The sequence below is a fragment of the Pectobacterium peruviense genome (assembly GCF_003312355.2).
In the GTDB taxonomy this organism is placed as follows: Bacteria; Pseudomonadota; Gammaproteobacteria; order Enterobacterales; family Enterobacteriaceae; genus Pectobacterium; species Pectobacterium peruviense.
In genome coordinates this window covers 186,257-200,424 of record NZ_CP161826.1, presented here as the reverse complement: position 1 = coordinate 200,424, position 14,168 = coordinate 186,257, and the positions used below count along the sequence as shown (strand labels likewise).

Genomic DNA, 14,168 nt, shown 5'->3' with positions numbered 1-14,168 from the left:
ATGAACAAAATGACCTACTCACGCCGACGCTTCCTGCGCGACAGTACGCTGCTGGCGCTGTCGGCTCCGTTCTGGAAACCTGCGGTCGCCGCACCTCTCACTTCGGCCTCCAACCGTGCAGGCGATACCGTACCGCAGGTCAGCCTGCGCTGGCTGGACGGACAGGTGCCTCACGCCTTCAGTGGCGTCACCTGGGGCGTCCCCTGGCCGCAGGGGGCCGTACGCGGCGATAGCGATTTCCAACTGCATGATGCACAACAGCAAGCTTACGATCTGCAAAGTTGGCCGCTGGCGCGCTGGCCGGATGGATCGATTAAATGGTCAGCGCATGCTCTGGGCGGCGACACACCGCCACAAGATACACTCGTTTTGCGGCCAACAGCCAAAGCAGGCGCGCCATCGGGTGTCGGGATGGTTAGCCAGCACGATCGCGGCTGGACCGTCAATACCGGCCATATTCGCTGCGTAATTCCACGTTCGGGCTCCCGTCTGATCGAAGAAGTCTGGCGAGATGAGCGGCTGGCGTTAACCAACGGCAGGCTGGTGTTGCGCATGCAGCGAGGGGCGGAGACGGACAGTACGCTGACGCAGGACACGTATCAGGGCGTGATCGACACGGTCACGGTGGAGCAAAGCGGGCCACAACGTACGGTGATTGCGCTACGCGGCACGCATCACGCACAGCAGCAAGGGGTCACGCACATCCCCTTTATTATCCGGCTGTATAGCTATGCGAATACCGACTCGCTGCGCGTAATACACACTCTGATCTATGACAATGATGACGAACAGCTTAGCCTGAAAGGACTTGGGCTGGCGTTCGACATTCCACTACAGGGGGAACTGTACGATCGGCACGTCCGCTTCGTCTCGGATCAGGGCGGGCTCTTTCGTGAAGCGGTACGCGGCCTAAGCGGGCTACGTCGCGATCCCGGTACAGCCGTTATCGCAGCACAGCTGGCCGGGCAAGCCACGCCACCGATCGCAGAGTTTTCACCGGAGGTCGGCAAACGGCTGGATTACATCCCCGCGTTTGGCAGCTACCGCCTGACTCAGCACCATCCCGACGGTTTCCAGATCCACAAACGCACCGCGGCTGGACAGGGTTGGCTGCTTTCCGCCACGGGCGAACGGGCGGCAGGCGTCGGCTATCTCGGCACGCCGAAAGGCGGCGTGGCGTTCGGACTACGCAACTTCTGGCAGAGTTATCCCGCCTGTCTGGAAATCGAAAATGCCCACACCGACGTTGCAACCGTCACGCTGTGGTTGTGGTCGCCGTGGGCGGAACCGATGGATATGCGCTTTTATCATGACGGCTTGGGTCAGGATACCCATGACAAACAGCGTGAAGGGCTGGCGATCACCTATGAAGATTACGAACCGGGCTTCGGCTCCGCAGTTGGCGTAGCGCGCACCAGTGAACTGTTTATCGATGTTCTGCCCGCGACGCCCGGCGCGGAAAATCTGGTGAATCGAGCACGATGCATGCAGCAACCGCCGCTGCTGGTGGCCGATGCACAGGATTTGTACCGCGCACAGGCGTTTGGATCGATGTGGGCGCCCGCCTCTGCCGCAACACCTGCACGAACCAGTCTGGAGAAGCAGTTGGGGGCATACTTCGATGCCTACCAGCAGGAGGTCGAGCAGCGAAAATGGTATGGCTTCTGGGATTTCGGTGACGTCATGCATACCTATGACAGTGACCGTCACGTCTGGCGTTATGACGTGGGCGGCTACGCGTGGGATAACTCAGAGCTGAGTACCGATCTGTGGCTCTGGTATTACTTCCTGCACAGCGGGCGCGCCGAGGTGTTTCGTATGGCGGAAGCCATGACGCGCCACACTGGTGAGGTCGACGTGCACCATTTGGGACGCTTTAGTCCGTTAGGGTCTCGACACAATGTCCGTCACTGGGGCGACAGCGCCAAACAGCTGCGTATTTCTACCGTCGCCAACCGCCGTTTTCTCTATTACCTCACCGCCGATGAGCGCATCGGTGAACTGATGGATGAACAAGTTGAGGCGCTGCGCACGCTAGGCACGGTGCTACCGGGCCGCAAAATCGGCCAGACGCATCCCGATAACCCAAACCATATCAGTCTGGGTTTCGGCACCGACTGGGGTGCGGTCGCCGCCGCGTGGCTCACTGCATGGGAACGCCACGGCGATCCCGCGATGCGCGAACGCTTACTCAACAGCATGCAGACGCTGGCAGCCCAGCCGCACGGTTTTTTCACGGGCAGCGCCGCCATCGATCCCGATACCGGCAGATTTCTTCCCGCTCCTGCGGATCAGGTGGAAATCTCACACCTCAGCGCAGTGTTTGGTCTGACAGAAATCTGTAGCGAACTGATTGAGGTGCTGCCCGATCCCGACTTTAGACGGGCGTGGCTCGACTACTGTCGGCTGTATAACGATCCAGTCTCACTAAGCGCCGCCGTAGGTAAAACGGTGAAAAAGCTCAATCTGGCTCAAGGCCATGCCCGACTGACCGCCTTTGCCGCACGACAACTGAATGACAGTACGCTGGCGCAGCGCGCGTGGGCAGAATTTACCGCGGGCAGCGGCGGTATTGCCAACCCGACGCTCACGCAACGACGCCTGACGCCCCCTGAAGTGCTCTCCCCGATCAACGAGCCGGTGATTGACTCCACCATTGATAAACATTCCGGCAGTACCACCGCGACCAATCTGGCGACCAACGCCGTTGCCCAGTGGGGATTAACCGCCATCGCCCTACTGGCCGTGCTGGATGACATTCCTCCTTCTTCTTAATGCCGCTACCCGACGGCACGTTACAGGACATCACCATGATTGACCCTAGCTGTACTGAGAATACGCTCCTCCTCTCACCCCACGTAAACGATACGCGTGACATTATCGATTCCCCGCACCGTTCGGCGCTTATCTGGGCAACGGACTCCGCGGGTCAGCCGCTACAGTGGCAGGTCGAGCAGGAAGATCCTGATCGCACGGCGATCCAGAGCACGCCAGAGCGTCTGACGTTGGAGAGCGCCGCAGGGCTAACACTCTGGCTGGATGCCCCGCTCTCGGGTACTTATCGCATCGCCTTCACGCGGGAGATTCAGGTCGCGGATCGGCCTTATGACCGTGTGTCCGACCTCAATCAGTTCTGGGCTGCACGCGACCTGCATCACCCAAACCTGTTTACCCGGCACGGTAAGCTCAACGAATATGACAGCCTGAACTTGTACTATGTCGGTATGGGCGGCAACTGGAACAGCACCACGCGCTTTCGCTATTACGATGGCCACGGCGAGCGCCTGCTGCTTGGTGAATACACCGATGCCGCGCATCTGCTGCGTCCTAATCATCGCTATCGCATCGTGATAGAAGTGGATCGGCGGGAAACACGTTTCTGGGTCGATGATGTGCTCTATTTCCACGCGAGCTATCCAAATACGCCTGCTCCGGGCTATTTCGGCTTTAGGACGGTATTTTCACGTCAGGAAATCAGTGAGTTCAGCATCACCCCGCTGTAAGCGACGCTGGCGCGCCGTGCAGGTCACCATCGACCTGCACGAAGGCGTCGATCAGCTTGCGTGCCAGCAGAGACAGACGGGCGTCTGCCAGATAAATAATGCCGTAGTGGGTATAAAATTCGTCGGTGTTGTCGTCCAGACCCGCAATCTTCAACATATGAATGCCGTGCCGATCGGGCTCATTGAAATGATTGGTCGTCCCGATAGCATCAGAATGGCGCACCACGTCCAGCAGACTGTAGCCATTTTCACACTCAATACTGGTGCGAATATCCAGCTTACCGCTCAGTTGCACCAGTGCACGGTGCAGGTTGGGTGGGCGGATCGTTGCCGCCAGCGGATAGGAAAAGAACTGCTCGACGGTAATCTCTTCCTGCGCCGCCAACGGGTGCTCGCTACGGCAGCAAAATCCCCAGCGGTGCTGGCTCAGCGGCTGAACCCGATAGCGGGTATCGAATTCAAAGTTGCGCATATCCGCCACAATGAAATCCAGTTCTTCGGCCATGAGCCGATGGCCTAGCGCCTGCCAGTTATCAACGCGAAAGACCATCCTCACCTTAGGGTACAACCGAGAGAAAGCCCCGATCACCTGCGGCATCAGCCACGCAGCGGGTGCCGGACCGCAACCAAAATTCACCTCGCCCGCTTCTTTCTCATTGAACTGCTGAATATCGTTAAACAGATCGTGCGTCTGATTAATCAGGCGACGTGCATGCTCCAGCACCACCAGCCCTTTCGGCGTCGGTTCCAACTGGTTCATGCGATCGATCAAGCGGGTGCCGATGGTCTGCTCCAGCGACTGAATACTACGGCTGAAAGCGGATTGAGACAGCTTCATAGCCTGTGCCGCAGACGTAAAATTGCGATGTTCAATCAGGGCAATAAAATGGCGCAGTTGGCGAAGATCGATATTCATGGCGGCAATGGGTGTGTCATCAGAACGGAAGGAATTTGCAGGCTAGCAGGTCTGGTCGCGCAGAAAAAATAATAAAACCGCTGTTTATATGCTCACTGGTTATATATCTAAGGCGGTTGATGTAATGGGGGGAAGCAACGGAGATAGCATCTCCACTTAGTGCTGTCTCTTGATCATATGTTTTATATAACCTGGGGAATCGTTTCGTGCGCGATAATGACGTTATTCTCATGCTACCTCGTAGCACGCGCCCGACACGGGACGGCTCAAACGCCGCTCGCCCCGTGACCCCAGGCTTTCGGCGGAAATTATGCCGCTGAAGCGGTGCCTTCGTCGATACCCAGCTTTACGGACCGCTTGCGACACGCTCCCTGCGTGGCGCAAGCTTGAGCCGCGTCCATGCGGCTCATCCTAAGCTAGCTATCTCCTCAGCATAATTTTTTACGCCGGATAACGGCAAAACCAGCAAAACTTGTGTAGCCGCCATTCAGCGAAAACATCAACTTTCCTAGATCAGAACAGCTTTTTCGCCGTCTCTAACCAGTCGCCTTTGAAAGGACGCTTCATGTTCTCGATGGCGTCAACGATGTCGTGGTGCACCATTTTTTCATTCTGGATACCGACACAGCGGCCACCGTAGCCCTGCTGTAGCAGCTCGATAGAATAGGCACCCATGCGGGAAGCCAGAATACGGTCGTACGCGACCGGCGAACCGCCGCGCTGAATGTGGCCGAGTACGGTCGAACGGGTTTCACGCCCCGTCTCTTTCTCAATGTATTTCGCCAGCTCATCGACGTCGCACACCAGCTCGGTGATTGCCACAATAGCGTGCTTTTTACCTTTCTCGATGCCCGCTTTAATTTCGCTAACCAGATCTTCCGGGCTGAACGGCACTTCCGGTAGGACGATAAATTCACAGCCGCCAGCAATCGCTGCCGCCAGCGTCAGGTCACCACAGTGGCGTCCCATGACTTCAACAATGGAAATACGTTGGTGAGAAGAGGAGGTATCGCGCAGGCGGTCAATCGCTTCCAGCACGGTTTCCAGCGCGGTAAAGTACCCGATGGTGTAGTCAGTGCCCGCCACGTCGTTATCGATCGTACCCGGCAAACCGATACAGGGAAAACCCATTTCCGTCAGACGCTTGGCACCCATATAGGAACCGTCACCGCCGATAACCACCAGCGCATCCAGACCACGTCTCTTCATGTTTTCCACGCAGACTTCACGCACCGCTTCATCACGGAACTGTGGGAAACGCGCAGAACCAAGGAACGTACCGCCCCGGTTAATCACATCCGATACGCTGTAGCGATCCAACTGCTCCATGCGATCTTCGTACAAGCCCTGATAGCCATCATAAATGCCGTAGATTTCCAGCCCTTCCGACAGTGCAGCACGAACCACACCTCGAATTGCCGCATTCATACCTGGTGCATCGCCACCGCTCGTCAACACTCCGATTCTTCTAATCATGACAACCTCTGGACTTGTAGATGTAATTTTGCAGGATTCTTCTATCGTAAATTCACCGCCGCTGTTACGCAGGCAGCAACGCCTTATTCTTTTATTAGCATATTATAACAAACACCCGAAGCTGAATTGATTCAGGTCAGGCTAAATTGTGCATAAATTTTCATGGCCTATCACGTTTTTAACATAAAGTGCTGAAAATAGAGTCAACTACACCGTCAACCTGCCACGCTGATTTTCCGGCACGGCGGAAACCGGATCCTGGTGGATAATAATATCGGCACCAGGGAACTGTTTATGTAACGCCTGCTCCAGATCGTCGGCAATTTGATGCGCCTCAGCCAACGGCAGGGCGTCATCCATTTCCAGATGCAGCTGAATAAAGCGCGTCGGCCCAGAACGTCGGGTGCGTAACGCATGTGCCCCGCGAATACCCGGCCAGTTCACAATCACCTCAGCAATGGCACGATGTTCTTCATCCGGCAGTGCGCGATCCAGCAGCGACTGCACGGCGTCGTACCCCATGCGTAACGCGCTATATAAAATATAGGCGCCAATACCTAATGCAAACAGGGAATCGGCGCGCGTAATGCCTTTCCAACTGAGCGCCAACGCCACCAGAATGGCACCATTCATCAACAGGTCGGACTGATAATGCAGCATATCCGCCCGTACCGCCTGACTGTGTGTGCGCTTGACCACCCAGCGTTGGAACGACACAAGCAGCAGCGTAACCACCAGTGCAATGAGCGTCACCCACATGCCCACTTCCGGCGCGTGCAGCGTCTGAGGCTCCAGCGAATGTTGTAGCCCCGTCAGGATCAGGAACAGCGCCGAACCGGAAATAAACATGCTCTGCGCCAGCGCAGCGAGCGATTCCGCCTTACCGTGGCCGAACGCATGCTCAGTATCTGCTGGCTGCAACGAATAGCGCACCACCAGCAGGTTCACCAGCGATGCGGCGATATCCACCAGCGAATCAACCAACGATGCCAGCAGGCTCACCGAACCAGTATGCCACCAGGCGAACACTTTCATCACAAACAGCACCAGTGCAACGGCCGTTGCACTCACCGCCGCCAGCGTCACCAGACGCGCATAGTGTGGATTCATCATGCCCTCACAGAAAACAGATCGTCTGGGTCGCTGCCCGGATTCAGTTCGTTAATGATGTTTTTAGCACACGGGAATAGCGAACAAACGTAAAAATACAGCACACCGTCGCCAGTATCGCCATCGCCGCCCCCATGTAACCGATATCTGGCAGCCCCAGATGGACAATCACCTGATTACCGAGCAGCGCGCCGCCGCCGATCCCGATGTTATAAATCCCCGAATAGAGTGCCATCGCCACGTCGGTTGCATCCGATGCCAGCGTTAATACTTTGACCTGCATGCCCAGACTCAGCGCCATAATGGCGATCCCCCAGACGATACACAGCGTCGACAAGCTCCATCCGCTGAATGACAAAGGTAGCAATAGCAGCAAACACACCGCCAAAAACGCGAACGACACAATCAGGAAGCCGGCAGGATACTTGCTGCTGTAGCGGCTAAACAACATGCTGCCAATGATTCCGGCACCGCCAAAAATCAGTAACAGGATGGTCGTGAAGTTTTCACTCAACAACGCCACTTTCAGGATAAACGGCTCGATGTAACTGTAGGCGGTAAAATGCGCCGTCACGATCATGACCGTCAGGCCGTACACACACAGCAACGCGGGGCGTTTAAGCAGCAGAGGTAAGCTCTTCAACGACCCTGAGTTACTGCTCGGCAACACAGGCAGAAGCCTCATCAGACCCAGCATAATCACCGCAGCGATCAGGCCAATAAGGACAAACGTTACACGCCAGCCCAGATACTGCCCAACGACACGCCCCAGCGGTAACCCTAGCACCAACGCCAGCGCTGTTCCGGTCGCCAGCAGGCTCAACGCCTGCGCTTTTTTATCCGCAGGTGCCAGGCGCACCACAAGCGATGCCGTAATCGACCAGAACACCGCATGAGACAGCGCCACACCGATACGAGCCATGACCAGCACCCAATAGTTCCAGGCCAGACCGGACAACACATTACTGATGGCGAACAGGATAAAAATTTTGATCAGCAGGCTGCGCCGTTCCATATCGCTGGACAGCAGCATGCAAGGCAGCGACATCAGCCCAACGACCCAGGCATAAATCGTAATGATCAGCCCAACCTGCGCGGCGCTCATGGAAAAGCTGGCAGCGATGTCTGACAGGAGCGCAACAGGAGCAAATTCAGCGGTGTTAAAAATGAATGCCGCCAGAGAAAGGCTGACGACGCGTAACCAGGCGGTCGAACGGGGAGAACGGGTCATGGTATTGATATCAAAAGTTAAAATAAAAGAATGCGCCGCCCCCTGTCATAGCAGAGGCTAACGCGGTGAAGCAATGGTACAGGGAAAGTATGACATCGCCATGTAATGGCGAGCGGCCAATGGTGTTTCAGCGTGCTTTTATGAGGATGTCAGCCAAAAGCCTGAAGACAGGTAAAGGAACATTCATGAGCATCATTTTTGATGGTCATATTCTACGCGTTACCACTCCCTTACGCTGTCTTTTTTCGTGCTCTTCTTAACTCCGCGTTTATCCTGTTCTCTGTCGGGAAAGCATGGCTGCATCAAGAAATTTCGTGGTGCAATACGAGCTTTCATCGTTTTTTCTATGCAAAAAACCGCCGAAGAGCGAGATCGTTAAGCCTGTTTCATACGTTCACTCAGCGTTTCAACAATATACGTATTCACTGAAATTTGGCGCTCAGCAGCCGCAATGGTCAGCCGCTCCCCGAATGATTCAGGATAACGGAGAGTGAACGTTTTCACCTTCTCTTCACGTTCGTAAGGTTCAATGCCATTTTCCTGACAATCTTCCAGATATTCACGTAGCGAAATTTCGCCCTCGTTTCTCAGCCCATGAATACTGTCGGCGACAAAATCACAGTAGCCGGATAAGCCAATAAACTTACCGCGAAACATACCGATTTCCGGTACGTAACTGATAATGGCCGGTTGGCCGGAAACAACCATCGTATTTGGTGTGTTAAGTGCTTTAGTCATGGTTTTACTCCTATACTTTCCAACCATTCACGCAGGTTAACCAGTGCGCCTTTATCAGTATCCGGTGACGGATGAGGACGATGGAATCGGGCGATGCTTCCATTCAATAAAAATCGCACCCGTGACCCGCTACCTTCCTTAATTTCACCACCTAATGCAGTAATGAGTGACTCAATATTTGACCATTTAACACCTGAAAGCACGGGTGTTTTGAAAATTTGGCTCAGAGTTTCCCGCTGCTTTTTTCGTAGACTGGCTATTTTCCCCTGCATTGCCGATTCCATGCTGTCACTTTTTGAAGTCATTATAGATATCATTTTTTTGAAGTCAAATAATGAAGTCATAGTGCATTATCTGACGTTAAAAAAGGCAAAAAAAAAGCCCTCCATCATGGAGGGCGAAAAGACAGGGATGGTGTGCAATATATCCCTGTATCGATATGAAACATAATGATTTGTTTCTTACAATGTCCACACATTGACCACATCGACACAAAAACCCCGCATTTGGCTGCGGGGTTTTTCATAACCTAGTTGGTTTGGTGAACTCACATGAGCAACATATATATCATTTAGCCATAATAAGAGTGTCTAATATTCACTCCTGACCTACAAACCTTCACATCTAAGGAAAATTTTTTACATATTGAACTGACAAGATCGAAGAACCAATCGGGAGATGTCGATGATATTCTGATCTCTTGTATCAGTTCTTGGAGATTAATGTTAATAAATGTACCTGGCTCCCTTCGTTCCTCATAAATATTAGAATCAGGATTATATCCTATGATTCTTACTTCATTTTCATAAGCGTAAAAATCTGTTTTATGCATATATTGAGCAAGCATGTGTTTTATTTCAAAATGTTCATTTTCATAAATTAGATATTTTACTTTAGCAATTAAAACCTTATACTCATCCTTTTCAATTATACTTCTTTTTATGCGGCCAACATCAGTAATGACGCAAACAGAAAAATCATCCTCTCCATAGATTTTCCACATTGCCATACTTTCTCTTTCATTACTATGCCAGCAGCTTACATCAATGAAATCTTTCATTTTTTCATGAAGATCCTGATAACTAAAATCCTTTCTATTGATGTCCCCGAAAACAGTATGATACGGTGCTTCATCAGTATACTTCATTACATCAGCACTAATTTTATTTCTCTTTTGTCTCTCTTCTGGAGTTTGTTGATTAACCGTAGGTAATAAATTGTTAACTATATCGTCAAGTTGAGCGGCAAAACTATCATTCAGCATCTCATCAATAACCGTAAATCCACCTTCTAATTTATCCTCAAACAAAGATGTTTTACATAAAAAAATTTCTCTTTTATCAAGCAATGAAATAAATTTTGCAAAGTTCATGTACCTTTGTAGTTTCACCGTATCATCTAAATCACCAACAACATCAACATTCATATTTTTATACCTTTTGTGATTATAGCCAAAACAAGATGACAAAAACTTAGAAAAACGTTTTACATATTAAAGGCAATATACTCAAATCCCGCGACACCTCACTGTCGCGGTTTTTTATGATTCAAATTCCCAAATCCAACTGATTTTCCCCTTTGTGACTGCGGGGAAAGATATTGGTGGGGACACATGCGCCAGGTGCGGGCTTCGTTTCGTTCAGTGCTTCATCAATGTGCGTCATGCTGGTAAAGCAGTAGCCACACATCATATTTTGGCACTGGTGATAGCTACGTCGAACCAATGGGCTGAGTTCTACGCTGGTACGTGTCTTTGCAGTTGCGCGGCACTTTGGACACTTGATCGCCATGACAACCCCTCAAACGGTTGGTGTTACTGTCATTATACACAGGCGTTGCATTAATCATCATTATCGTCTGCTGCCCAATCTGTTATTTTCACTTCAAATTCCAGCGATGTCGTAAATCCTGATTGGCTAATTTCATGTACGCAGCGTGTAATTATCCAATCGGCATTATCGATAACCGTTTTAAATCCAGACATACGGGCGTGTAATTCGGGATATAAATCGGCACGGCCTCGCGCTAACGTCATACTGAATTCTGCCGCACCACGCTGTAACGTCGACCATTTCGCCGCTGCGGCGCGTTTTGCAGCTTGCTCGGTTTTAAACGTCGATCGCATGACATAAACATTACCTTCCGTTCCCTTCAGATAATTCCCCTCTTTACTGCTGGATGCGGGTTCTTTCTTTTTAGCTGGCGTACTGGTTTTGCGTTTATTTTTTACCTTTGTCGTTTTGGTCTTGCCAAAATTCAGATCCAGCCAGTACGCCGTAACGCCGGTGTACGCGTCGCGGTCAGCAACGCGGAAGCTGTGACTGTCTCCGCTACTGCGTGTAATGGTGATGGCCGGTAGTGGCTTGCCACTTTGTGAAACCGCCTGCCCTGGGACAATGAACAGCAACATACCGTTTTTTATGGTTGTGATTGCCCCAACCATTTCTGCCATGCGAGTAAGGAAGCTGATATCTGATTCATTCGTCTGGTCAGCATGGTCAAGTTCCAGCTTTGCAAGCCGTTCTGTCACACCGGCTTTCAGCCCGTAGCGGCTGGCGATGGCAGATACCACAAATCCGACTGTCACATTGTGCCAACTGTATTCACGTTTAACGTTGAAGGTTTCTCTGAAATCCGCACTGCGGGCGCTGATAGTCAACTGATCCGGCGGGCCACGATGCGCAATTTCATCAACCGTGAATGTCCCTTTGCTGATTAGCGGTTCATTCGCCCAGCCCAGCGCCACCGTGACCTTTGCACCGCGCTCCGGCAGGGCTAATTTTCCGTCTGCATCGTCCAGCACTAATTCGAGTGAGTCAGCTTCAAACCCGCGATTATCCGTCAGCGATAACGACATCAGCCGATCATTCAGCTCTGTAACCTGCTTATCGCCAACCCTCACCATAAACGCCGGACGGGGTGAGTATTCATCCAGTCGTCCAGAAATAGCCCCTAGCGTGTCCATGATTGACATTGTTACCCCCTGATCTCTGCCTGAATACTCGCGTTACGCGCGCGTAGGGACAATCAGCGCCGGTTGTCGCGCTCCTAAAACAAAGCAAACGCCGTGCGCAACCTGTGAAATCCCGCAATCATGAAGCCGGACATTTGACGCATTGAGGCAACAAGCATGGCGACTAATTATCATCACGGTGTGACCGTCCGAGAAACAACGGATCTCAGCACCATCATTAACGATATCGACTCGGCAGTGATCGGCGTGGTGTGTACCGCCGATGATGCCGACGCTGATACGTTCCCGTTAAACGAACCGGTACTGTTAACCCGTGTTGCTAGCGTATTGGGCAAAGCGGGTAAAACAGGCACGTTACACACCACGCTGAAATGCATTTCCGATCAGGCCAGCCCTCAAACGGTAGTGATCCGTGTGGCAGATGCAGCGAACGCGCCCGCAGAAGGCAATGAACCTAAACCGACTCAGGATCAGTTAGTGATCGGCGGTTCCGATGCCAACGGGCGCTATACGGGGCTGTATGCGCTGCTGTCGGCAGAGGCGCGTATTGGTGTTCGTCCGCGTGTACTGGCCGTGCCGGAACTGGATACCCAAGCCGTCGCCGCGCAACTGGCCGTAATGGCTGAAAAGCTAAACGCGTTCGCCTATGTCAGTGCGCATGACTGCGCAACTATCGCGGCGGCAAAAACGTACCGCGAAAATTTCTCCCAACGTGAATTAATGGTGATCTGGCCCGACTTTATTGCCTATGACACCGCAAAAGGGGAAAGCGTAATCGTACCCGCGCCAGCGTTTGCGGTTGGCCTGCGCGCCAAAATTGATGCAGAGACGGGCTGGCACAAGGTGCTATCCAACGTTGCAGTAAACGGTGTGCTCGGACTGAGCAAAGATGTGTATTTCACGCTACAAGGAACCGATACCGACGCCGACGAGCTGAACAGCAACGGCATCACCACGCTGATTAAGCAGAACGGTTTTCGCTTTTGGGGATCGCGCACCTGTGACCGTGAAACCTATCTGTTTGAAAGCTACACCCGTACGGCGCAAATCCTCGCAGACACCATCGCAGAAGCGCATTTCTTCTACATTGATAAGCCGCTTACGCCCTCATTGGCAAAGGATATTGTGGACGGCATCAACCGCAAGTTAACGGCGCTGGTCACTGCTGGCCGTCTACTGGGTGCGAATTGTTGGTATGACAAAGAAACCAACACCGGCGAAACGCTACGCACCGGAAAATTAACCATCAAGTACAACTACACACCCGTTCCGCCATTGGAGCATTTGGATCTGGTGCAGGAGTTTACTGACGAATACTTCGCGACGTTCGCCAATACGTTCAGCGGGTAAGGGGTAAATCATGTCTCTGCCAAAGAAACTTAAATACTTCAATCTGTTTATCGACGGCGACAACTATTTCGGTCAGGTGCCGGAAGTGACACCGCCTAAGCTCACGCGCAAGACAGAAGACTATCAGGCGGGTGGCATGCCTGGCTTTGTCGCGATTGACTTCGGTTTTGATGCGGGCGCGCTGGATATGGAAATCACGCTCGGCGGGCTGGATGCTGGCTTGTTGAAAAAGTGGGGCGTCTCCACTGCGGACGGTATGCAAACGCGCTTTGCAGGTTCGTATCAGGATGAAGCCACAGGCGAAGCGGTGCCGTGTGAAATCCAGACGCGTGGCCGGTTTACCGATCTTGACCCAGGCTCTGCCAAAGTGGGTGAAGATACAGCACATAAATACACCCTGAAAAATACCTACTTCAAGCTGACGATCAGCGGTGAAGAGGTCATGGAAGTGGATGTGCTGAACATGATTTATAAAGTGGCCGGTGTCGATATGCTGGAAAAACACCGCGCTAACGTTGGGTTATAAAAGGAAATGTCTACCATGACTGAGAAACAAAATAACGTCGTCATTCTGCAAAACCCGATCACACGTAAAGGCGGTGATGTGAAAGAAGTCACGATCACCGGCGCACTAAAACAGGCCGGATCGCTGCGCGGGCTGAAGGTCTACGATGTGATGACGTCCGATGTGGATAGCCTGCTGACGTTGCTCCCGCGCGTTACCAGTCCGGCGCTGACGAAAGAAGAACTCACAGCGATGGATACCTGGGATTTTTGCCAGCTCTCCAATGCGGTGGCGACTTTTTTGCAACCCTCTTCCCCAGCGAGCGAGACGGGCGCGGTAACGGCGTAATTCACTGCCCGTTTAAC

14 protein-coding genes are annotated in these 14,168 nt (G+C 52.5%); 5 read left to right on the top strand and 9 right to left on the bottom strand.

What is annotated here, in order from left to right; all coding sequences use genetic code 11:
• Together DUT67_RS00915 and DUT67_RS00910 are read left to right on the top strand one after the other, a co-directional pair.
• Positions 1 to 2,775, top strand: coding sequence for a Tat pathway signal sequence domain protein (locus DUT67_RS00915; RefSeq protein ID WP_113632487.1), 2,775 nt, complete (start codon positions 1 to 3; stop codon positions 2,773 to 2,775).
• 35 nt (positions 2,776 to 2,810) lie between these two features.
• Positions 2,811 to 3,503 (top strand): DUF6250 domain-containing protein, encoded by a 693-nt coding sequence (locus tag DUT67_RS00910; RefSeq protein ID WP_223254621.1) that lies wholly within the window; start codon positions 2,811 to 2,813, stop codon positions 3,501 to 3,503.
• On the opposite strand, the gene DUT67_RS00905 is transcribed toward DUT67_RS00910, so the two are convergent.
• The 9 genes from DUT67_RS00905 to DUT67_RS00865 form a co-directional block, all read right to left on the bottom strand.
• Positions 3,490 to 4,419, bottom strand: a complete 930-nt coding sequence (locus DUT67_RS00905; protein WP_113632489.1) for a LysR family transcriptional regulator — start codon at positions 4,417 to 4,419, stop codon at positions 3,490 to 3,492. The two genes, DUT67_RS00910 and DUT67_RS00905, sit on opposite strands and share 14 nt — an antisense overlap.
• Positions 4,420 to 4,932: 513 nt before the next feature.
• The gene (gene pfkA, locus DUT67_RS00900) at positions 4,933 to 5,895 is read right to left on the bottom strand and encodes a 6-phosphofructokinase (RefSeq protein WP_113627051.1); all 963 of its coding nucleotides are present in this window, start codon (positions 5,893 to 5,895) and stop codon (positions 4,933 to 4,935) included.
• Positions 5,896 to 6,102: 207 nt separating this feature from the next.
• Positions 6,103 to 7,005: a CDF family cation-efflux transporter FieF gene (gene fieF / locus DUT67_RS00895; RefSeq protein WP_113632490.1), complete on the bottom strand. Its 903-nt coding sequence runs from the start codon at positions 7,003 to 7,005 to the stop codon at positions 6,103 to 6,105.
• 43 nt (positions 7,006 to 7,048) lie between these two features.
• The gene (locus DUT67_RS00890; RefSeq protein ID WP_113632491.1) at positions 7,049 to 8,236 is read right to left on the bottom strand and encodes a sugar transporter; all 1,188 of its coding nucleotides are present in this window, start codon (positions 8,234 to 8,236) and stop codon (positions 7,049 to 7,051) included.
• 375 nt (positions 8,237 to 8,611) lie between these two features.
• On the bottom strand, positions 8,612 to 8,974 hold the full coding sequence (locus DUT67_RS00885) for a type II toxin-antitoxin system HicB family antitoxin (protein WP_113627053.1): 363 nt from the start codon (positions 8,972 to 8,974) through the stop codon (positions 8,612 to 8,614).
• Positions 8,971 to 9,246 carry a type II toxin-antitoxin system HicA family toxin gene (locus tag DUT67_RS00880; RefSeq protein WP_113632537.1) on the bottom strand — a complete coding sequence of 92 codons (276 nt, stop codon included), beginning with the start codon at positions 9,244 to 9,246 and terminating at the stop codon, positions 8,971 to 8,973. The genes DUT67_RS00885 and DUT67_RS00880 overlap by 4 nt, the downstream gene beginning before the upstream one ends.
• 299 nt (positions 9,247 to 9,545) lie before the next feature.
• The gene (locus tag DUT67_RS00875) at positions 9,546 to 10,400 is read right to left on the bottom strand and encodes a DUF2971 domain-containing protein (protein WP_113632492.1); all 855 of its coding nucleotides are present in this window, start codon (positions 10,398 to 10,400) and stop codon (positions 9,546 to 9,548) included.
• Positions 10,401 to 10,521: 121 nt separating this feature from the next.
• Positions 10,522 to 10,764: an ogr/Delta-like zinc finger family protein gene (locus tag DUT67_RS00870; protein ID WP_113632493.1), complete on the bottom strand. Its 243-nt coding sequence runs from the start codon at positions 10,762 to 10,764 to the stop codon at positions 10,522 to 10,524.
• Between the two features lie 50 nt (positions 10,765 to 10,814).
• The gene (locus DUT67_RS00865) at positions 10,815 to 11,948 is read right to left on the bottom strand and encodes a phage late control D family protein (protein WP_080735422.1); all 1,134 of its coding nucleotides are present in this window, start codon (positions 11,946 to 11,948) and stop codon (positions 10,815 to 10,817) included.
• Between the two features lie 156 nt (positions 11,949 to 12,104).
• On the opposite strand from DUT67_RS00865, the gene DUT67_RS00860 reads away from it, so the two are divergent.
• The 3 genes from DUT67_RS00860 to DUT67_RS00850 are packed head-to-tail and all read left to right on the top strand — an operon-like array spanning position 12,105 to position 14,151.
• Positions 12,105 to 13,298, top strand: a complete 1,194-nt coding sequence (locus DUT67_RS00860; protein ID WP_103164675.1) for a phage tail sheath protein — start codon at positions 12,105 to 12,107, stop codon at positions 13,296 to 13,298.
• 10 nt (positions 13,299 to 13,308) lie between these two features.
• A complete protein-coding gene (locus DUT67_RS00855; protein ID WP_103183613.1) occupies positions 13,309 to 13,824 on the top strand; it encodes a phage major tail tube protein in 516 nt (171 codons plus the stop codon).
• A 15-nt stretch (positions 13,825 to 13,839) separates the two neighbouring features.
• Positions 13,840 to 14,151 (top strand): phage tail assembly protein, encoded by a 312-nt coding sequence (locus tag DUT67_RS00850; RefSeq protein ID WP_103183612.1) that lies wholly within the window; start codon positions 13,840 to 13,842, stop codon positions 14,149 to 14,151.
• The last annotated feature ends 17 nt before the right edge of the window (positions 14,152 to 14,168 follow it).